Source organism: Clostridium sp. Cult3 (assembly GCF_021655115.1).
Classification (GTDB): domain Bacteria; phylum Bacillota; class Clostridia; order Tissierellales; family Tepidimicrobiaceae; genus PPXY01.
Map to the genome: position 1 here is coordinate 117,324 of NZ_PPXY01000019.1, position 21,742 is coordinate 139,065.

Sequence of the window (21,742 nt, forward strand, 5' to 3'; positions counted from 1 at the left end):
TTTTAATCTACAGATTTTAACGACTCAACCATATCTATTTTCTTCAATTTAAAATACATTACAAAATCAACCAATACTGCAAACACCAAGGTTAATACAGCTGAATATAGGAAGGATACACCTCTTATTTCCCTTCCAAACATTATGAATTCTATCTCCGTAGTAATTATGATAAACTTGTGCAAAAATACTCCCAGTGCCAATCCCAAAAGGGTCCCTATTATGGTCAATATCATATTTTCCCTATCTACATATCTAGAAACTTCCTCATCATAAAAACCTAAAACCTTAATTGTGGCAATCTCCCTAATTCTTTCTGAGATATTTATATTGGTCAAATTATATAATACTACAAAGGCTAAAGCTCCAGCAGAGAATATCAAAACCATGATTACCTTATCTAAACTATCTAATGTATCATTAAAATCCTTGCTAATTCCAGTAATAAATTCTATGGAGCTTATATCATCATTTTTCAACAGATACCTGGACAATTTATCTTCAAATTCCTTATCTACTTCAAGAGTTCTAGCTAAAATCCTTTTATATTCTATATCTTCCCCAAACACTTCTTCATACAGATTAGATGATATATAGACATAGTGATTAGTATAGTTTTCTGTAATGCCTGTGATCTTAACTGTTCTCTTTATATCACTTTCATCTTTTATATATATTTCATCACCAATTTCTGCATCTAATAGCTCAGACATTTTCTCCGTAAGTATTACCCCATCGTCTTCTATAGACAAGCTTTCTCCAGTTTTCCTATCTCGAAGTATAATAAAATCTTTAAGCCTTTTAATATCTTCTGGTACTATAATATTAGCAGACTCTTCAATATTTCCTTTTCCTATATCCATTAACTGTTCTTTTATTAATATATGATCTTCTATTCTTGAGTCTTGTTTGAGTGTATTAATGGATTTAGTGCTTTCTCCTGCTCCAAGACTGTCTTTTAAATCTATAATCATCTCATATTTGTATATCTCATCAAATTGTTTACTAGCAATGGCTGTGATAGAATCCTTTAGACCAAATCCTGCTACCAATAGTGCGGTACAGCCAGCTATACCGAGTATAGTCATAAAAAGCCTTCTCTTATATCTAAACAAATTTCTTGCAGTTACCTTTTGGGAAAATTTAAGTTTTGACCAGATAAAATCTATTCTTTCCAATAAAATTCTCTTCCCAGGCTTTGGGGCCTTAGGCCTCAATAAATTGGCCGGGGTATCCCTTAGCTCTCCATAGGAAGCTATTAAAGCTGCCAAGGTTGTAGTAATAACTGCCACTAAAGTAGATAATATAGCATAATGTGAATTATACTCTATAATAATATCTGGCATAATATACATAATCCTATAAGCATTAAATATAGTAGTAGGTAAAGCCCAAAATCCTATGGCTAATCCCACTATACTACCAGCAATACTTGCTATAGCTGCATATATTATATATTTGGAAGCTATGGCTATATTTTTATATCCTAAACCTTTTAAACTACCTATATAAACCCTTTCCTCATCTACCATACGAGTCATAGTAGTTAAAGATACTAAAATAGCTATCAGGAAAAAAAATACTGGAAACACCTTAGCCACTGCATCTATCCTATCAGCAGCCATCTCATATTCAATAAAGTCCTTAGTTTGGTTTCGCTTTATAATATACCATTTAGGTTTTTCTAGCTTACTTAACTCCTCTTCCCCATCAGCTATTTCCTTTTTAGCCTTAAGAATTTCTTCATCAGATTCTTTTTTGGATTTTAGATATTCTTCATAGCCTTCATCATACTCTTTTCTTCCATCTTCCAATTCCCTGCGGGCTTTTTTAAACTCCTTCAAAGCTGATTTTTTAGAATTTTCCAGCTTGACTCTTTCACTTTGTAATCTAATCTTCCCTTCATCTATAGCTTTTTTAGCATTTTTTAGTTCCTGTTCTCCTGCTTGTAATTTGTCTTTGTTTTTTTGTAATTCTATTTTAGAGAGGGAAATTTCTCTCTTTCCATTTTCTATTTCCTCTTCTCCTGCTTTAATCATAGCCAATGTTTTAGCCTTTTCTTCTTCATCAGTAATATAGTCTAAACCTAGTTTGGCTTGTTCTAATTCTTTTTCTTTTGCTGCTAATTCCTTTTCTCCATTGGCTATTTGTATTTCTGCCTGTTTAAATTTTTCATTTGCTAATTTTTTAACTTCGTTAAAGTCATTGAGATTTTTATAGTATTCATCTTCACCAGTTTTAAGTTTACTTTCTTCTTCTTTTAATCTTTCTTCTGCCGATGTAATGGTTTTATTAAATTCTCTTTCCTTATCTTTTAATTCTTTTTCGCCTTTAGATATCTTCTCTTTTGCATCATTTAATTCTTTTTCTGCCTTAGCTAATTCTTCCTTCTGTTTTTTTTCTCCTTCTTTTAACTCTTTTCTTCCTTTTTCTAATTTTTCATTGACTTCTTCTTTTATTTCTTCATATCTAACCTTTTTCCTAATATCCCCAACATCCTCTAAATTCTTTTTCATAGGACTTAGTAAATCATCATATTCCTCATCAAAAGTCAAAATATCCCTAGCACCTTTTACCGTTAGATAAACATCAGTATAAACTGGTAACTTAAACTCTTCTTCTGGAACCATAATATAACTGTGAACCTTACCATTGCCAATGGTACTAGTACCCCTATCGAAGGCGATGTAGAGAGGATTTTCTACAAGACCTACTACTTTATATTTATCATTTTCTAGATTTTCCAATATATCTTCATCGGTACCAGAATCCAGCTTAATAGTAGAACCTAAAGGGATAGATTCCATACCTAAACTACCTCTTTCAGCCAGACATTCTCCAGATTTCTCTGGAAATCTTCCCTCTACTAACTTTGCTCTATTTATATAATCTTCATCTTTACTTTTAGCTTTATCCATAGATACGGAAATTAACTTTATCACCTTTTCATTATCTCCATCTTGAAATATTGCATCCATGGAATAGCTTGGGGCTATCCCTTCAATTCCTTCTAGTTTGGTAATTTCTTCTATATCCTTTTCATTAAATCCTAAAGTGGAAATTAACCAAAAATCCATCAATCTATAATCATCAAAGTATTTATCTGCAGTAATCTTCATGTCTGGTGCTGTAGCCTTAACTCCAGCAAAAAAACCAGTTCCTAATGCTACAATGGCAAATATAGCTAAGAAACGTCCTAGGGAATTTTTTATTTCCCTAAAGGTATCCTTTATTAGAGAGATTTTCATATTACCATTCTATCCTTTCTACTGGTAATGGATTTAGGTTTATTAGCTCTTCCTCTACCTGCCCATTCTTAATTTTTATCACCTTGTCTGCCATAGGCGCAATAGCTTGATTATGAGTAACTACTACCACTGTCATATTATGTTCACGGCTTGTATCTTGCAATAATTTCAGTATAGCCTTCCCAGTATTATAATCTAATGCTCCTGTAGGTTCATCACACAGTAATAGTTTTGGATTTTTAGCTAAGGCCCTAGCTATAGCTACTCTTTGTTGTTCCCCTCCAGATAATTGGCTAGGAAAATTATCTCTTCTATCCCTGAGGCCTACCTGTTCTAAGACCACCTCTGGTTCAAAAGGATCTTTGCAAATCTCAGTAGCTAATTCTATATTTTCAATTGCAGTTAAGTTTTGAACTAGATTATAAAATTGAAATACAAATCCTATATCATTCCTTCTATAAGTAGTTAATTCCCTAGAAGAATACCCGCTTATATCGTTTGCATCAACTATTAATTCCCCATGAGTTGGAGTGTCCATCCCTCCTAGAATATTTAATATAGTGCTTTTACCTGCTCCACTCGGCCCTGCCACTACTACAAATTCACCTTTACCTATGGAGAAAGATATATTATCCAAGGCTTTTATCTCCACTTCCCCCATTCGGTATATCTTTTCCACATCATTTACCTCAATATATTCTTGTGTCATAATATACTTCCTCATCCTTCCACACTAAATTTATAATCTTATACTCTCCTTTTTATTATCTATTAGAACATGCTGTTTGTTATATATTGTTATAGTTTTTTCCTCCTTATGCCTTATTTCTCATAAAATTTTTTCTTTGATTATCAGAAATAAGAATATACTTAAACAACCGTTTTAAACTTCTGTTTAAGTATATTCTATTCCTTTTATAATATAAAATCAACATATATTTATTTTTTCACTATAGTATCCACTAAATTTTCTATATATCTTTTCCTCTCACCTTCATTATTTAAATCCATAAACACCTTATTGGTATCCTTAATATTCGGTATCATCTGAAAAACAATAGGTCCAATTACTCCAGAAAATAACTGCATATATTTAAAATTTAAAATTTCTTTATCGTCTATATTTGTAATGGAATATATTGTTCTTTGAATATTATCTTTAGATTCTTTACTTCCTAAAAATTTATTTATAATCTCTGGATTATAGCTTTCATCTTGTAAAACTAAGCTGGTAACTAACATTATCAAAGCAGGATAATCTAATACAAACTTCATCAACGCCTCTGCCCAATCTATCAACTTTTCTCTAGGCTCTTTCACCTCATCAATTATTATTTCATTTTGTATATCATATAATAATCTAGAATAATGCTTCTCCACTTCCTTCAATAAATTATCTTTTGATCCAAAATGATAATTTATTGAGGCCACATTTACTCTAGCTTTTTCACAAATTTCCCTTACGGTTATATCCCCTTTTCTTCCATATAATTCAATAGTAGCCGATAATATTTTTTCTTTGGTATTTAAATTTTTATCATCCATCTTAATCACCTCTGTTGTTAATATTATATCATAGCGTTAATCATAATTCATAACGCTTGAAATCACTGTGTTGTAAACAGTGATTTTCCCCTATCACTCAAAATATTTCTATTTTCAAAAAGGATTTTCGCCCCACTATGTCGAATAATATAAGTACCACCAAATATTATATTAAGGAGGCGAAAGCCCTTGTATGAACGTCAATTAATCTTTAATAACATTGATTTGTTTGCCTCTAATAGCAAGACAAAGTTTTATGAAAAAATCTTTGATACCATTGATTTATCCAGCTTTTCAAAGTATATGCCATCAAAACTTGGACCTAAAGGCTACAATCGGCATGCTCTTTTTAGATCCTTTATTGTTATGAGAGCTGAGAAGTTATGTGAGGTTACTGAGTTGTGTAATTTCCTTGATACAAATCCATATATTGCATACCTTTGCGGATTTGAACCTTTTAAACCTCTACCATCTTACTCTGTATTTCAACGATTTATTAAGAATTTAAATAATGAATCTTTAAAAGAAATTATGAAATCTCAAGTGTTAGAACTTACAGAACTTGGATTTATTGATAATTCTTTTGTATCATGTGATGCCACCCCTGTATTTGCTAATACCAAACAAAATAATCCTAAGTCTTTTGCATCTAATAAATTTAGTAAGAAAAATCATCCCAAATCAGATTCAGACTGTAAATTAGGTGTTCATACTGCATCTAATTCTCATAACGAAAAGAAGTATGAATTCTACTGGGGTTACAAGAATGTTGTTTTAACTGACGCTATTTCTGGACTTCCTATTGCAGAAATTACAACAACTGCCGAAGTTTCTGAATCCTCTATGATTATTGATTTTCTAAAAGATACTAATCAATGGTTTTCTCTTAAAGAAACTTATTTTATTGGTGACAAAGCCTATGACACTAAAGATATTCATAATTTTATTCGTTATGGCCTTGATGGCCATGCCTTTATTCCACTCAATCCTCGTAATTCTAAGGAAAAGAAGATGTTAAATGATTCTAACGTCATCTGTGAAGCAGGGCTAGCCATGCACAAGGATGGTAAACAGTATTTCGATTCTTATATTAAGCAAAAATTTTGTTGCCCTTTTAGAACTAAGAAAGATGATTCTTTATGTCCTTGTAAACATCCTAAATATTTTAATGGTAAGAAAAATAGAGGATGCACCAGCTACATTACAATAGGTACTGATTATCGAGCTTCTATAAACCGAGAATCTATATTCTTTAAAAAAATTTATGCTTTAAGAACAGAGTCAGAAAGATATAATTCAAGATGGAAAAATCTTAATCTTGAAAAACCTACAGTACGCAATATTAATTCTATTACTAATTTAAATACTTTAGGTCACATAACATTATTATCTCTGGCTCTTGCGGCTATTGCTGATAATCAAAAGGATAAAATTAGATCTCTATCTAAGTTTAAAAAAGCTTCATAAGTTAATATGCATTTTTTTAAAAATTTAAGATTGGGATTCTTAACCCTTAGCTTTACTATGCCCTTTTTTCTTCATTTACCTTGTTAAATTCTCAATTTCCAAGATGTAAACAATTTCTTTCTATCTTTTCTAGATGAGTATATATTTGATGCTTAGTTTTATGGTTTTTATATTTAAATTTTATTAATTATGCTCATCTCTAAATATTATATCATTGAAAATGAAAATATTTCTATATAAAGTTAATGGATAGTATCTCCTTGTATTTTTACTTTACATATGATAAATTATAATAGCCTTTTAATATATACTTTAGTGTTTCCTTGGTACCCACTGAAAAAAACAAGGGAGTGATGTTAATGATAAGATACAATAGGATTTTGAGAAAAAACCCACGAGAAATTGTACTTTTAAAATCACGTCCCTGTCAATGGGGACGTTGTTTGTTTTGCGATTATATTAAAGATAACTGGGACGATGACAATCATATTAATCAATTTAATAAGGATATTTTAAATAATGTAACTGGAGAGTTTAAACAATTGGAGGTTATTAATTCTGCATCTGTATTTCAATTACCAAAGGAGACCCTTGATGATATAAGGGATATTGTCTATTCAAAGGGCATAGAAAGACTATATTTTGAAAGCCATTATAATTACAGACATAGGCTCAGTGAAATAGTAGATTATTTTAAGGGCATAGATATCGTATTTAAATGTGGAATTGAAACCTTTAATAACAACTTCAGAAACAATTGTTTAAACAAAGGAGTGTACTTTACTGACTATAGGGATGTGGCTAAATACTTCAAATCAATATGTTTATTGGTGGGAATCAAGGGGCAAACTAAGGAAATGATCTCAAAGGATATGGATATTCTGCAAGAGCATTTTGACTATGGATGTATCAATATCTATGTAGAAAATTCTACTCCTGTAAAAAGAGATGAGGAATTGATCCATTGGTTTAAAGAAAATTACTCTTATTTAGAGGAATATGATAATATTGAAATACTATGGAATAATACGGATTTTGGAGTAGGAGGAGATGCAGATGAACACAAATAGACTTGTAAAGGCGGGAATTATTGCAGCTTTATATGTGGTATTGACCTATGCCTTGCCTTCGTTAGCCTATGGTCCATTACAATTTAGATTCTCTGAAATATTGACACTGCTAGCTTATATAGATCCTTTTTATGTATTACCTCTTACTTTAGGTAATGCCTTGGCTAATATAGGTAGTCCTTTTGGAATAATTGATGTTGTATACGGTACTTTTTTAAGTTTCCTAGCATTGTATTCCATGAGTAAGACTAAAAACATATATATAGCTAGCCTTTGGCCAGCTGTATTTAATGCTTTCATAGGCTTGGAGATATATTTACTATCAGAAACTCCTGTTAATTTTTTTATAGTAGCTGGGCAAATAGCCCTTTCTGAATTTATAATAGTAAGTTTAATAGGTGTACCCATTTTTAAAATTATGGAAAAAAATGATTATATTATGGATATTTTAAAAAATAATTAATCAAAAGAGTATGGTGATTTTAACCATACTTTTTTTATATAAAAAAAGATACCCTTATAGAATATCTATCTCTTATTGGCAAATTTAAAGTTTCGATTTTATTAACTACTAGTTGTGGTGATCTTCCCATCTACTTTACTTAGATTCTTTACCTTTAAGGTAGGGGTATTTATGCCGCATTCCTCTATAATATCCTCAAGTATCCTAAATTCTTTTCGATTGATTACCACTTCTACTTTGTATCTCTTATTCCCATTGTTGCCACTAACTGAATAATTGTTTACCGTATATCCTTCCTCTCTAAGGTTTTCTGCTAATTCAATCATTTTATATTTATGATTTAAAAATACATCTACTTCTAAAATCCCTAAAGCTAATCTATCTTCTAATTTATTGCCTATGAAAACTCCCATAGATCTTCCCAAGGCATAGGCAATTGTAAACTGTATTCCATCTCCACTAGTTACCTTGCCAACTATTGTTGCAAAAATTATTGCATCTACAAATACTAAAATATATACTGGATTCATAATTTTCTTAGATATAAACATAGTTTTTAGCGTAGATAAAACATTGGTAAACGCAGTTATCAAAAATAAACCTGCAAGTGAAACTATTAAATTTTTTGTCATTCTAACACCTCCTCTATAAATTAATTTCAATTTCAATACAAAAATCTAACATAAAAATATGTTAGCAAATTATTCTTAATATTAAATATAAAATTTTATTTTTTATTTAATAATTAAAGTTTTGGTGGATTTCTATAAAGCAAGACAAGTATGTATCTCTTTGCCATAGATATTATACATGATAGGATAAAATTATGAAAAATATTTGTTTATACTATAATCCATTCCTTAACTAACTTGAATAGTGTATCATATGTATACACTTTTTGCAAATTGAACTAAAAAATATATTAAAAACAATTCTTAGTGCATTTTTATAATCTGAACTTATTTTGCTAAATATTTAAAAAAAATTGAACCTTTTCCACCTTTTATCCGACTAAGTATATGAAAGTAGCTTTTAGGGGGTATGTAGATGGGATAGAATTCGAACAACTAATATGGCCTTATACTAAAATCCTATATAATTATATCCTCTCAAAGGTTTCAAATGCAGAAGATGTTCAAGATATATTACAAGAAACTATGTTGGCAATTTGGCAGGGCATGGATAATTATAAAGGGAACTCTTCTTTTAAAACATGGGCTATTGGCATAGCTAGAAGAAAAATCGCAGACTTTTATAGGGGGCATTATAAAGATAAGGACTTTCATAATTTAGAAGATCTGGATATAGGAAGAATACCTGGCGAATCTAATCCCATAGATCATGCAATAAATTCCATAGATATAGAGAATAGCCTTAATACATTGCCATTAGAAGATAAGGAACTATTATTTTTAATTTTTAATGCTGGTCTTAACTATAAGGAAATAGAAAGTATAACTGGAATTTCGGAAGGAACTATTAAAAGTAGGGTCTATTGCCTAAAGAAAAAGCTTAGGCCACTATTAGTAGAAGGAGGGATTTAGGATGAGTGATGAGTGTAGATTAATGGAAGATTATATTATTCAATATACAAATAAAACTATAGAAGAACAGAACAAAATGGAGCTAATTAATCATCTTAAATATTGTCCTCAATGTAGAGAAGAATTAGCCTTTACTTTAAAACTATCTGAAATAGTTTCCAAAGATATGAAAGAGATTCCTGAGGAAATTTTAAACAATATGTTTTCTAAAATTCCAGAATCTAATGAGAAAGAAGATATTATAATTGTATCCAAGTTTAAATCTGCATTAGAACCTTTAGAAATTGTTACCCAAATATTGTCTACTGCTAAAAAGTCGGTAAATCTTGCATTTCAATTTGTTTAAGGAGGTTGTATAAATGGGCGAAGTTCACGCAAATGATGTAAAGGAATTAGCTGAAATACTAGACACAATTACAGATAAAATACCACAATTAATCACCGGGGTGGTTAATACTCTTTATTCTGCAGAGGCTGGTAAAAATATAGGTCAGGCTGTAGGGAGTTTATACAAAGAATTAGTAGATTCGGGAATACCTGAAGAGGCAGCACTAGATATGGCAAAATCCTATATGCTTTCCATGAAGGATATTTCTGCCATGACTAATAAATAAGCTATGAAAGCTAATGTAATTAAGGTTTTTTCCTGGATAAAGCTAATTATAAAATTTCTATTATATTTAATAATTCTCCCTTTTTGGCTTATTAATATTTTGATTAGGTATTGGAGTTTTAAATGTAATTTTAAGAAACAATTAAAATTAGCTGGATTGGATAATAAGGAAAGAAAATATTTAGCCAATGAATTAAATTTTACCATGCCTTTTAAAGAATTTATTTGATGCACCAAGGTTCGCCCTTGGTGCATCTTTTTGATTACAACTCCCACCCATATTCTTTACTTTCACTAACTCTTATATTAATTCCTCTTGTTTTCCATTCAATTCAGAATCAATTTATTATGCGTTCATAAACATTTCTATATCATCTTCCACATTAGAAATAGTTCCAATTCCGAAATTTTCTACCAATACTTTAGCCACATTTGGTGAAAGGAAAGCTGGTAGTGTTGGTCCTAGATGTATATCCTTAACTCCTAAATATAGCAATGCTAACAACACTATTACTGCTTTTTGTTCATACCATGCAATATTATAAGCAATTGGCAATTCATTTAAATCTTCTAATCCAAATATTTCTTTTAATTTTAATGCTATTAAAGCTAGTGAATAACTATCATTACATTGCCCTGCATCTAGTACTCTTGGTATACCATTTATATCTCCTAAGTTTAATTTATTATATTTATATTTTGCACATCCAGCTGTTAATATTACTGTGTCCTTTGGTAAGGCTTTTGCAAAATCTGTATAATAATTTCTAGTCTTATGTCTACCGTCACAACCTGCCATTACGAAGAATTTCTTAATAACGCCAGTTTCAACTGCTTCTACTATTTGATCTGCCAATTCAAATACTTGATTGTGGGCAAATCCACCTACTATTTTGCCTGTTTCTATTTCCGTTGGTGATGGTAATCTTTTAGCATCTTCTATTATTTCTGAAAAGTCCTTAGATTGTCCATCTACTCTATCTGGAATATGTCTAAATCCTGGATATCCTGAACTACCTGTAGTATATACCCTATCTGCATAGGATTCCTTTGGCGGTACTATACAGTTAGTAGTAAATAATATTGGCCCATTGAACTTTTCAAATTCTTCTTTTTGTTTCCACCATGCATTTCCATAGTTTCCAACAAAGTGATCATATTTCTTAAAGGCTGGATAGTAATGGGCTGGTAACATCTCACCATGGGTATATACATCTACACCAGTTCCCTTAGTTTGTTCTAGTAATTCTTCTAAATCCTTTAGATCATGGCCAGATATTAATATAGCTGGATTGTTTCTAACTCCTATATTGACTTCCGTTATCTCTGGATTACCATAAGTAGATGTGTTTGCCTTATCTAATAATGCCATAGTATCTACACCATATTTACCAGTTTCTAATGTCAATGCTACTAGATCATCTAATGTTAGACTATCATCTAATGTAGCTGCTAAAGCTTTTCTAATGAATTTTCCTATTTCAGGATCATAATATCCTAGATTGTCTGCATGTTCTGCATAGGCAGCCATACCTTTAAGCCCATAGGTGATTAATTCCCTTAAAGATCTTATATCTTCATTTTCTGTAGCTAAAACTCCTACCTTTTCTGAACTAGCCTTATACACTATTTCATCTTTGGAGTTTACCGTAAATGTAGCTGCATCAGCTAGTTCTTCTAATTCTACTCCCTTTTCTATTAACTGGGCTTTAAGCTCATCTCTTAATTTAAGAGCTTCTTTTATCTTTTCAAAAAATCTTTCCTTATCAAAATTGGCATTGGTGATAGTCATAAATAAACCTTCTATTATGAATCTATCTAAGCCTTCCATATCCATACCTATCTCATCAGCTTTAACCCCTAGTTCTGAAATTCCTTTTAAGGAATAAATCATCAAATCTTGAAGAGCTGCTAAATCCGCCGTCTTACCACACATACCTACCTTTGTGCAACCCTTCCCTTGAGCTGCCTCTTGGCATTGGAAACAAAACATATTCATAATTATTACCTCCCTATCTATACTGTAACAATATGATAATATATAATCCCTAGTATTTCGGTAACCTATGTTACAGAATTGAGGTTTAATTTTATCTTTATTCATCATAAAAGATAATAGATAGGATTTTCATTAAGTAATAAATATATTACATTTTTCTACTCCAGTAAAGCTTACTTAACTCCATTAAAATAATAAGCACAACTATTAATCCAGATATTAAATAGCTTAATTCATCATTTTGTTTGATTACGTTAACAAACCATAGTATTACCAAAATAGTTAATGTCATATTGTGAGTAAAGTAAGCGGCTTTATCCCTAATAATTATTAACCTTTCATCCTTTTCCAGTTGTTTTTCTTTCTCCCGCATTTTAGGATGTTTTCTATATTCATAAAGATCCAATAATGCACGCACTACAATAACAAATAGGATTCCAGATAATACCCTTAAGGTACTATTTTCATTACCTAATAAATCATATATTGTTACACCTAATAAGTAACCAAGTAGATTATAAATAAAATGTTTTACTTTTTTCTTCTTCAATCTATCTTCCATTTTCATCCTCCTCATAAATAAATATATCCTCTATGCTTCTTTCAAAATAACGGGCTATCTTAAACGCTAGTAGGATAGAAGGATTGTATCGTCCATTTTCTAATGAACTAATAGTCTGTCTAGAAACTCCTAGTATATCTGCTAATTCCTCTTGACTAAGCCCTTTTGATTTTCTAATCTCTTCTAATCGATTCTTCATCCAATAAATCCACCCCTTAATGTCAAGCTTACTTTACATCCATTATATCTTTTCTATGAGTTTTGTCAAGGAAACTTTACATGTTGTACACAAAAAAACAAACTGATAGATTTAAATCCTTCAGTTTGTTTTTTGATATATCAATAATCCTTTCCTGCTGCCATTACATTGTCAGGATCAAAGGCGTGGCAAGGGGTTACTCCATATACCATACCACAGTTTGGACATTTTCCCTCATGGCATTCCATTTCGAATTCTTCATCACATTCTGTGCATTTTATATATAATGGCATAGCCATAGGTTGATTGGCAAAGCCCATCATCCTTATCTTATCCACCACTTGTTTCCCGTTTTCAAAACTTCCTGAACATCCTTCGTGCATCATAATCATCCTTTCCTTAGGCGATCAAAAATCACCCCTGTTATTTGTCAAGCAAAGATCTATTTTCAGTAATCCCCAACTGTTTTTTCTTCAATAGGTTAGTAAGTTAGTGCCAGGCATCAATATTTGTTTTGTCAATTTTTCATTATCAATTGACAGACCATTTCTCAAATCATTTCTCATATTTTGAATTATGCCATCCACCTTTTCCAGTTCTCTTAAAACTTTCTTTTCGTCTTCACTAGTCTCTATAATCCTATCTATCCCACCATTTTTTATCACTATTCTCTTGTCCGCCATAAGGGCTAAAATTGGATCATGGGTTGCCATTAGAACAATTTTGTCGCTACTTACCAATAGTTCTAATGCTTTCTTCCTATCTATTCCTGCATTTTCAATCTCATCTATTAATACTATAGGCGAAGAGCTTAATATAGCTGTATCAGCAATCATAAGGGCCCTAGATTGTCCACCGCTAAGGCTGGTAATATTGGTATTTAACTGAAACTCTTCTCCCGCTAGACTATTGGCTGCCTTAATGATTTCTTGAACTACCTTATCTATATTTTCTACCATCCTACTTTGGGCATGGAGTTTTAAAAATTCTTCTACTGTTAAATCCATTACAAAATTCATATTTTGAGAAAGCTGTGCCACCAATCTATTGTTAGATGAGAATCTCCATTTAGTATCTGGTATCTCCCCATTTACATATATGGTTCTTCCTGTAGGAGTATCTCCTCTAGCTGCCCATTCTATATCAGCTAATAACCTAGATTTTCCAGAACCAGTAGGTCCCACTATAGATATAATCTGGGATTTATTTATGGTTAATTCCCCAAATTCCTCTGCTTTTCCATCCTTATTTCTACCTGATACTATAGTTAAGGACTCTACACTATTATTTTCTTCTATTCCTAAAAACTCTCTCATTCCATGGATATATTCCCATAAATCCTTTGCTATTTTTTCTTTATCTATAGCCCATTCTTCTATTTCCTCTTGGGTAAAATGATTTAAATACTCAACAAAGGTATTGTCTTCAAAGCTTTCTACATTTAACCTGTTTTCTTCAAAATAACTTATTACAAAGGGGTATTTTTGTTGTAATTGTCTTATTGACATGGTTTCTAGTATATTATTCATCTTCATCACCTAGTTTTATCTTCCTTACATTACCCATTTGATAATCCTCTCCTATGCGTGTCTCCCCTAAACAATAGGAACATAATGCTGATGGCATTGGGAATCTAAGTCGTTTACCTTGTACTGCATCTATATTTTGTTCTTCTTCATATAGCAGGGTACTAAGTTCAAATGCCCCTTGTCCTGTTAAACCATTTATATGCATAGCAATAGCCTTAGGGTTTACGGAGTTTACTCGAGATAAAAACACTTCCCTTTCAGCTTGGGATACTATATCTCCTTTGGTTATCACGACTATATCCGCTGCTTTTAACATAGGTCCTATTTTTTTAGGAGTATTTATTCCCGATAGATTGTCTATGACACATATGGATTTTATACCATCTATATAAGGGGAGCATCTATTACATAGTCCTGCAGATTCAGTAATCAAAAGGTCTAACTTTTCTTTCCTTCCCCACTGCACCACCTCTTCGATATTGGATACAAAATAATGGTCCGGACAAAGGGAGCCTGATAATCCTTTTATTACAGGAATATCTGCTTTTTCATACAATATATCATCATCAGTATAAAGACAGTCAAATTTCACTACTCCAACATCCATATCCCTAAGTTTTAATGCCTCTATAACCTTTAGTATAATAGAGGTCTTCCCCGATGAGGGAGGACCAGATACTGTAACTAAGTTCATATATACTCCTCCTATATTGATTCATTAAATATCCTTTCACATTTAGTAATCAAACTTCCAATATCATTTCCCTGTATAAAATCCCAACCAATCCACATATATTTGTTATCCTTAGATATTCTGTTATCCACTTCTGGATTGGTGCTTGGAAATCTTCCATTGTGAGATAGTATCTCCCCTACTTCTCTGGAGACAAAAAAGTTTACAAAAGGCTTTAACTTATCCTTCTTTGATTTCTTACTTAATAAGAATATTGGACTTATAATAGCTCCATCCTCTGGCCATACAGCTACCATAGGTCCACCTCTTTTGGTCATCTTCGTAAAGAAATAGGGCATAATGGTAATGGCTGGCCTTTCAGTCTTCATATGGGACTTTACCATCTCCGATGGGTGCATACTCTTAAGCAGAGATTTGCCCAGCCTCTTAATTCCTTCTTCTCCATATTCCTTGTATATGGTCAAAAGCATAGCATTAAATAGATCAAAGTCCTCTATTGGCAGGGATACAGAGTTTTCAAATTCAGGCTCTAAGATATCCTTCCAACTGCTAGGGATTTTTCTCCCCTTTAATTCTTCAGTATTTACAAGAAATACCGCTGGAACCACCCCTATTACCGTATATTCCTTCCTTGGATCTTGTAAACTTATATATTCATTTTGAAAATCTTCATTTAATCTATCCAAATCCGATATATCTTCAAAAGTTCCCTTTTCTTTAAATTTACCCATCAATTTCTTATCGAAGAATAGATCAAAACCAGCAGATATAAATAGATCTGATAAATCATCTTCGGATTCTGATTTTTGAATATCCCCCTTTATCCAGTCGATACCTCCAGCGGCAGCCTTAAGTTCATAATCGATCTTAAGACCTAATTTCATACCTTCTTCCTCCAGCCAAGTATTAAAAGCATCCATCAAGGGAACTCTAACAGGACAGGGAAGGATTCCATCAATTCTTATATCCGTATCTTCACCTTTCCTCTTATGAATTAAATCATAGTCTACCATTTGCCTATTTTGTTCAATAGCCTCTGTAAGCTTTTGTGTAAACACTTGAATATTCATATTTTTACTCTTTAAGGCCATTTCCAAGGAAATGGTCTTTCCCATAAGCTTTCTCATATTTTCATTACCTATTTGTTCAAATCCATTGGCTACAAATACATCTATAGTTTCTGGATACTTTTCTGTAATATGGTATATCTTATCCTTCATATCGAAATATTTAGTCATATTCAACCCTCCTAACCTCATCCTCATCTATTTTATGCTTTTTATTGGATATAGTCGGTAACCTATGTTACAAAAATAAAAAAAGCGCTGTAATTCTTATAATAATCACAACGCAGTAAAATTGACATACTATCAATTCCTCAAAGTAGCTTTAACCTTGTTTTCACTTAGTATAATCTCCAAGGCTTCCTTAATAGACCTTGCTACTATATGAGCATGAGATAACAATTTCCCACAAGCCCCTTCCCCTTCAATAACAGCTATGGATAATATGGACTCCTGAAACATGGGTATATCGTTAAACCCGTTTCCTACAACTAAGGTATTCTGTCCTCCTAATCTTTTAACTATATCCCTTTTGGATTCACCAGCATTTTCCTTTGGAAAAGTCCATACCTTTCCTGGAAGCCTGCTACATTCCTTTGCTACGGTACCATAGGTATCGGCAGTCAGTATGTAAATATCTACATGCTTATCAAGTTCTACGAAGAGTTCTTCTACACCTTCTAAAACCTTACCATCTACAGCTATAGTACCATTGTAGTCAAATACTACATTTTGAATCTCTATTTTTTCTCTTCCTGGTATTTCATATACTAACATTTATACCACCTCTCCTATATTCATAAATTGGCTCATATATAGATTATAATATTTGCCCTTTTTATCTATAAGTTGGTCATGATTTCCCTTTTCCACAATTTTACCATCATCTATAACCATTATTATATCTGCCTCTCTTATGGTACTAAGCCTATGGGCTATTATAAAGGTTGTACGCCCTTTCATAAGTTGAACCATAGCTTCTTGGATTTTTAATTCTGTCCTAGTATCTACACTGGAAGTTGCCTCATCTAGTATAAGTATAGATGGATCGGCTAATATGGCTCTTGATATGGCTATTAATTGTCTCTGTCCTTGACTTAAATTCATACCCCCTTCAGAAAGGATGGTATCATAACCCATAGGCAATCTACTTATAAAATCATGGGCTTTGGACATTTTTGCAGCCCTTTCTATCTCTTCATAGGTGGCATCTAATCTACCGTATCTTATATTTTCCTCTATGGTACCTGAAAACAGATAGGTATCCTGTAGTACCATTCCAAATATTTCTCTTAAACTATCTTTTTGATAGTCCTTTATGTTTATTCCGTCTATCAATATTTCCCCTTCTTCTATTTCATAGAATCCTGTCAATAAATTTACTATGGTAGTCTTCCCAGCGCCAGTAGCCCCTACTAAGGCTATATTGGTTCCTGGTTCCACCTTAAAGGAGATATCCTTGAGGACTGGTTCACCTGGCTCGTACTCAAAACTAACAAATTTGAATTCCACTTCCCCTTCAATATCTGTTGCTAGAATGGCTCCTTCCCCATCCTTTCTTTCTTCTTCTTCATCTAATATTTCAAATACCCTTTCTGCTCCAGCTATACCCGATTGTAGAGTATTAAAGGTGTTGGCCAATTCATTTAATGGCCTTGTAAACTGTCTCGAATAGAATATGAAGCTAGCAATTATACCTACGGATATTTTTCCCTTTACTGCTAATGCACCGCCCAATATAGCAATAACACCAAAGCCAAAGTTATTTATTACATTCATAAGGGGCATGATAAAGCCTGACCAAATTTGGGCCTTGACTCCAACCTCCCTTAATATATGGTTTTGTCGTATAAATTCATCTACCACCTTATCCTCCTTGTTAAATGCCTTTACTACATGGATTCCCCCTATAGTTTCCTCAATATGTCCATTTAACAATCCTAGGGCTTCCTGTTGTTCTTTAAACAACACTTTAGTCCTTTTTGCGATAGTTTTAGTTAGAAGATATACCATAGGTACGGTTATTAAACTAGCTATGGTCATAAATCCACTTAAACGTATCATCATAATTAAGGAGCCTACGATGTTTACCACCGAAGCCATAAATTGAACTGTAGATTGGGATATAGTATTACTAATATTATCTACGTCGTTAGTAAGTCTACTCATTAATTCCCCATGGGTCTGAGTATCAAAATAGACTATTGGAAGGGATTGGAGTTTGCCAAATAAACTTTTCCTTATATCGTGTACCACCTTTTGAGCAATTCCAGCTACTATATACTCCTGTAAAAAGGTTAGTCCACTATCCAATATATATATTGATAACAATAGAGCTGATATAAACTTTAATCTTCCAAACTCTACAAGATTAGGCCCAGGAAATATTGCATCTACAGCCTTCCCAATGAGAAATGGAACAAGTAGCCCCAATATTCCTGAGGTTAATACCAATAAAAAGGTAGCAGACAGTCCTATTTTCTCTTTCCTAAAAAAATCCCATAGCCTATTCAATGTATATCTGATATCCTTTGCTTTCTCTACAGGCATAATAGCTCTTCTTCCACCTGAAATACCTGCAGGTCTTCTACTACGTCTAGGATCCAATATATTCTAACCCCCTTCCCATCTGAGAATGATAGATATCCCTATAAACTTGAGAATTGTCTATAAGCTCATTATGGTTCCCTAATCCTACTATTCTACCTCCATCCATTACAAGGATTTTATCTGCATCCATTACAGAAGTTATCCTTTGGGCTATAAGTATAGTAGTGGTATCCTTTAGATAATCTTTTAATCCTTTTCTTATTTCCTTTTCCGTAATCATGTCTACAGCAGAAGTGCTATCATCTAAAATCAATATTTTAGGTTTCTTCAATAAGGCCCGGGCTATGGAAATCCTCTGTTTTTGTCCACCAGACAGATTAACCCCTCCCTGCCCTAAATAAGTATTATAGCCCTCATTAAAGGATAGGATGAAATCATGGGCTTTTGAAATTTTAGACACCTTTTCTACTTCTTCATCGGTGGCTTTTTCATCTCCCCATTTAATATTCTCCTTTATGTTCCCAGTAAACAGCAGGGTCTTTTGGGGGACTATGGCAATATTTTCCCTTAACTCATGTAGGTCCATATCCTTTATATCTATTCCATCTATTTTTATGCTTCCTTCCGTTGGATCATAAAATCTAGGTATTAAATTGATTAGCGTAGATTTTCCCGATCCAGTGGAACCTATAATCGCCAAAGTTTCACCTGGATTTACTGAAAAGCTTATATCTTCCAAAACATATTTGTTGTTTTCATGATATTTAAAATATACATTGTGTAACTCTAGCTTTCCCTTTATATCCTTAAAAGGAAAGGGCGTTTCCTTTGTATATATAATATTTTCCGTACTAAATACCTCTCCAATTCTCTCAGCAGAGGCTTTAGCTCTAATATACATATTTAATATTCTAGTAGTCATAACTAGAGAAAACAATAGCCTGTTCATATAGTTTACAAAAGCCATTATCTTACCAACTTCTAAATTCCCACCATTGACCCTTAGTCCTCCTACCCATAGGATTAATACAATACCTATATTAACTATCAAGGCTACAATAGGATTAAACAAGGCCACTATTCTCATACCCTTTAAGCTTACATCCCTCAAATTATTATTTACTTCCTCAAAACGAGATTCTTCATAATCAAATCGATTAAAAGCTTTTACCACTCTTATACCTGCTAGGTATTCCCTCATAACTCCATTGACCTTATCTAAAGCCTTTTGAATCCTTGTAAATATAGGATAGGATATCCTAAGATTTATCAATATGGTAATCCCTACTATTGGAACAATTCCAATGAGTATAAATCCCATTTTGGAATCCAGTAAAAAGGTCATCACTATAGCCCCTATTCCAAGTATAGGGGCTTTAACAAATACCCTCATCATTCCATGGGCAAAATTTTGCACCTGATTTACGTCATTGGTAAGCCTAGTAATCAAGGTAGCGTCTTGAAACTTATTTATATTTTCAAAGGATAGACTCTGTATCTTAATATACAGGTCTTCCCTTAAATCTGCACCAAAGCTTTGAGACACTTTAGAAGACACTATATTTCTAACTACTGCAGAAATAGCCCCTAATCCAGTGACCAAAAACATTAGTCCTCCTAGTTTAAGCACATAATCCATATCTTTGTTTTTTACACCAATATCTATTACCTTAGACATGATAGTAGGCTGAATTAAATCCCCCATGGCTTCAAGTATCAAAAAAATAAGGGCTATAAAAAACTCCTTCTTGTACTTTTTTATATATTTATTTAAATAATCCATATTTCCATTCATAAGCTTCTCCACCTATGTCTTTTTATTATATTATATTATTTAGATACCCTAAATACAAATAAAACCGAGTTGATTTTACAACTCAGTTCTATTATCACGCTGTAGTATTATTAGATTTCCTTCTTTACAAAATGTCCCTCTTTCATAATCACTTTCATATTTTCAACAGTTATGTGGTGAATATCTTCAAGGGGATTTCCTTGGATAACCAATAAATCGGCAAACTTACCTTCCTCAATGGTTCCAGTAATATCATCTATCTTAAGCATCTCTGCACCGTTCTTAGTGGCTGCTACTATTACTTCCATCTCCGTCAACCCCGCCTTGTTTAAAGCATACATCTCAGTAATAGCATACTTTCCATAAGGAGTTAAACTGCTACAGAAGGAGTCCGAACCTACGGTTATTCTAATGCCTTTACTATTAGCATTTCGAAGATTGTCTATAATACGGTTTAATTCTTTTTCAGCAGTAGTTTCTCCTGGATATTTATCGTGGATAGGCCTATAGGGTGGCTCATATACTGTAAACCATTCGTAAAAAAACTGCAGCGTAGGACAAAAGGTAATGTCCTTTTCTTTCATTATATCTAGACATTCTTCATTTAACTCTTGACCATGGATAATTGCAGATACACCTGCTTTACAAGAATTCAATGCTCCTTCATAGCCTTCTGCATGGGACCAAACTGGTAATCCTACCATATTACATTCATCTACTACCGCTTGGATTTCTTCCATGCAGTAATGGGTATCTGCCTTAGCGTCATGTCTCCAGATGCCTCCCCCTGTGGACCAGATCTTAATGGCATCTGGGTTTTCTCGAATTCTCCCTCTAATGGCCCTTCTCAACTCCCAAGGTCCGTCTACTCTTTCTGCCCAAGGATGGGAATCATCATTGTATTCCAGTGGTAACTTATGAGAGTCCCCATGACCAGCAGTCCTACAAAATCCAAGACCTGTTGCAACAACTCTAGGACCAGGGATTATTCCCTTTTCAATCATATTTCGAATATGTATACCTGATCGAGAAATTTCACCTACAGATGTAAGGCCATGTTCTAGTGCTTCTTGAGCTTGGGCAACTGCTACTATTGTCTTCTGGATAACAGGTTCCAAAACCCATTCCGTATCATCATCGCTAAGATTTCCACTAAAATGTAGATGGGTATCGATTATACCTGGCATAATAGTTTTCCCTGTAATGTCAATAATTTCACAATCCACATCTACATCTACCTTTGGTCCTGCATATTGAATCTTTTTACCATCAATTATAATAAGGGAATCTTCTACTGTTTCTCCAGTCCCATCTATCAACATCCCACCCTTAAATGCAACCTTAGTCATCCCATTACCTCCCTATACTTATATTAATTTGTCCATATATATTTTATATTA

21 protein-coding genes are annotated in these 21,742 nt (G+C 32.8%); 6 read left to right on the top strand and 15 right to left on the bottom strand.

The window, feature by feature from the left end:
- Positions 1-2 precede the first annotated feature (2 nt).
- The 3 genes from C3E88_RS04645 to C3E88_RS04655 all read right to left on the bottom strand — a co-directional run bounded on the left by C3E88_RS04645 (position 3) and on the right by C3E88_RS04655 (position 4,793).
- The gene (locus C3E88_RS04645) at positions 3-3,248 is read right to left on the bottom strand and encodes an ABC transporter permease (RefSeq protein ID WP_236908996.1); all 3,246 of its coding nucleotides are present in this window, start codon (positions 3,246-3,248) and stop codon (positions 3-5) included.
- Position 3,249: 1 nt separating this feature from the next.
- A complete protein-coding gene (locus C3E88_RS04650) occupies positions 3,250-3,957 on the bottom strand; it encodes an ABC transporter ATP-binding protein (protein ID WP_236908997.1) in 708 nt (235 codons plus the stop codon).
- 230 nt (positions 3,958-4,187) lie between these two features.
- Positions 4,188-4,793: a TetR/AcrR family transcriptional regulator gene (locus C3E88_RS04655; RefSeq protein ID WP_236908998.1), complete on the bottom strand. Its 606-nt coding sequence runs from the start codon at positions 4,791-4,793 to the stop codon at positions 4,188-4,190.
- Between the two features lie 189 nt (positions 4,794-4,982).
- Between C3E88_RS04655 and C3E88_RS04660 the strand changes: the two genes are divergently transcribed.
- From C3E88_RS04660 to C3E88_RS04670, 3 genes are all read left to right on the top strand, one after another.
- A complete protein-coding gene (locus C3E88_RS04660; protein ID WP_236908999.1) occupies positions 4,983-6,260 on the top strand; it encodes a transposase in 1,278 nt (425 codons plus the stop codon).
- Positions 6,261-6,619: 359 nt separating this feature from the next.
- The gene (locus C3E88_RS04665) at positions 6,620-7,330 is read left to right on the top strand and encodes a radical SAM protein (RefSeq protein WP_236909000.1); all 711 of its coding nucleotides are present in this window, start codon (positions 6,620-6,622) and stop codon (positions 7,328-7,330) included.
- On the top strand, positions 7,317-7,793 hold the full coding sequence (locus C3E88_RS04670) for a QueT transporter family protein (RefSeq protein WP_236909001.1): 477 nt from the start codon (positions 7,317-7,319) through the stop codon (positions 7,791-7,793). The genes C3E88_RS04665 and C3E88_RS04670 overlap by 14 nt, the downstream gene beginning before the upstream one ends.
- Positions 7,794-7,894: 101 nt before the next feature.
- On the opposite strand, the gene C3E88_RS04675 is transcribed toward C3E88_RS04670, so the two are convergent.
- On the bottom strand, positions 7,895-8,425 hold the full coding sequence (locus C3E88_RS04675) for a DUF5698 domain-containing protein (protein WP_236909002.1): 531 nt from the start codon (positions 8,423-8,425) through the stop codon (positions 7,895-7,897).
- Between the two features lie 387 nt (positions 8,426-8,812).
- Here C3E88_RS04675 and C3E88_RS04680 point away from each other — a divergent pair, with 387 nt between their 5' ends.
- The 3 genes from C3E88_RS04680 to C3E88_RS04690 are packed head-to-tail and all read left to right on the top strand — an operon-like array spanning position 8,813 to position 9,951.
- Positions 8,813-9,337 (top strand): RNA polymerase sigma factor, encoded by a 525-nt coding sequence (locus C3E88_RS04680; protein ID WP_236909003.1) that lies wholly within the window; start codon positions 8,813-8,815, stop codon positions 9,335-9,337.
- Between the two features lies 1 nt (position 9,338).
- Positions 9,339-9,683 (top strand): hypothetical protein, encoded by a 345-nt coding sequence (locus C3E88_RS04685; protein ID WP_236909004.1) that lies wholly within the window; start codon positions 9,339-9,341, stop codon positions 9,681-9,683.
- A gap of 13 nt (positions 9,684-9,696) precedes the next feature.
- Entirely contained in the window at positions 9,697-9,951 is a 255-nt protein-coding gene (locus C3E88_RS04690; RefSeq protein WP_236909005.1) for a hypothetical protein, read from the top strand.
- 345 nt (positions 9,952-10,296) lie between these two features.
- Here the strand turns inward: C3E88_RS04690 and hcp are convergent, their stop codons facing one another.
- The 11 genes from hcp to C3E88_RS04745 all read right to left on the bottom strand — a co-directional run bounded on the left by hcp (position 10,297) and on the right by C3E88_RS04745 (position 21,691).
- On the bottom strand, positions 10,297-11,949 hold the full coding sequence (gene hcp, locus C3E88_RS04695; protein ID WP_236909006.1) for a hydroxylamine reductase: 1,653 nt from the start codon (positions 11,947-11,949) through the stop codon (positions 10,297-10,299).
- Positions 11,950-12,097: 148 nt separating this feature from the next.
- Positions 12,098-12,511: a hypothetical protein gene (locus C3E88_RS04700; RefSeq protein WP_236909007.1), complete on the bottom strand. Its 414-nt coding sequence runs from the start codon at positions 12,509-12,511 to the stop codon at positions 12,098-12,100.
- Complete coding sequence (locus tag C3E88_RS04705; RefSeq protein WP_236909008.1) at positions 12,501-12,710, bottom strand: helix-turn-helix transcriptional regulator; 210 nt, start codon at positions 12,708-12,710, stop codon at positions 12,501-12,503. The genes C3E88_RS04700 and C3E88_RS04705 overlap by 11 nt, the downstream gene beginning before the upstream one ends.
- Positions 12,711-12,850: 140 nt before the next feature.
- Positions 12,851-13,093: a hypothetical protein gene (locus tag C3E88_RS04710; protein WP_236909009.1), complete on the bottom strand. Its 243-nt coding sequence runs from the start codon at positions 13,091-13,093 to the stop codon at positions 12,851-12,853.
- A 90-nt stretch (positions 13,094-13,183) separates the two neighbouring features.
- Positions 13,184-14,245: an ATP-binding cassette domain-containing protein gene (locus C3E88_RS04715; RefSeq protein WP_336513060.1), complete on the bottom strand. Its 1,062-nt coding sequence runs from the start codon at positions 14,243-14,245 to the stop codon at positions 13,184-13,186.
- Entirely contained in the window at positions 14,232-14,933 is a 702-nt protein-coding gene (locus C3E88_RS04720) for a GTP-binding protein (protein WP_236909010.1), read from the bottom strand. Before C3E88_RS04720 ends, C3E88_RS04715 begins: the two co-directional genes overlap by 14 nt.
- A gap of 11 nt (positions 14,934-14,944) precedes the next feature.
- Positions 14,945-16,171 (bottom strand): ABC transporter substrate-binding protein, encoded by a 1,227-nt coding sequence (locus tag C3E88_RS04725; RefSeq protein WP_236909011.1) that lies wholly within the window; start codon positions 16,169-16,171, stop codon positions 14,945-14,947.
- A gap of 132 nt (positions 16,172-16,303) precedes the next feature.
- A complete protein-coding gene (locus tag C3E88_RS04730; protein WP_236909012.1) occupies positions 16,304-16,774 on the bottom strand; it encodes an HAD family hydrolase in 471 nt (156 codons plus the stop codon).
- Entirely contained in the window at positions 16,775-18,547 is a 1,773-nt protein-coding gene (locus C3E88_RS04735) for an ABC transporter ATP-binding protein (protein WP_236909065.1), read from the bottom strand.
- A 46-nt stretch (positions 18,548-18,593) separates the two neighbouring features.
- Entirely contained in the window at positions 18,594-20,342 is a 1,749-nt protein-coding gene (locus C3E88_RS04740) for an ABC transporter ATP-binding protein (protein WP_236909013.1), read from the bottom strand.
- A 110-nt stretch (positions 20,343-20,452) separates the two neighbouring features.
- Entirely contained in the window at positions 20,453-21,691 is a 1,239-nt protein-coding gene (locus C3E88_RS04745; protein ID WP_236909014.1) for a metal-dependent hydrolase family protein, read from the bottom strand.
- Positions 21,692-21,742: the final 51 nt, after the last annotated feature.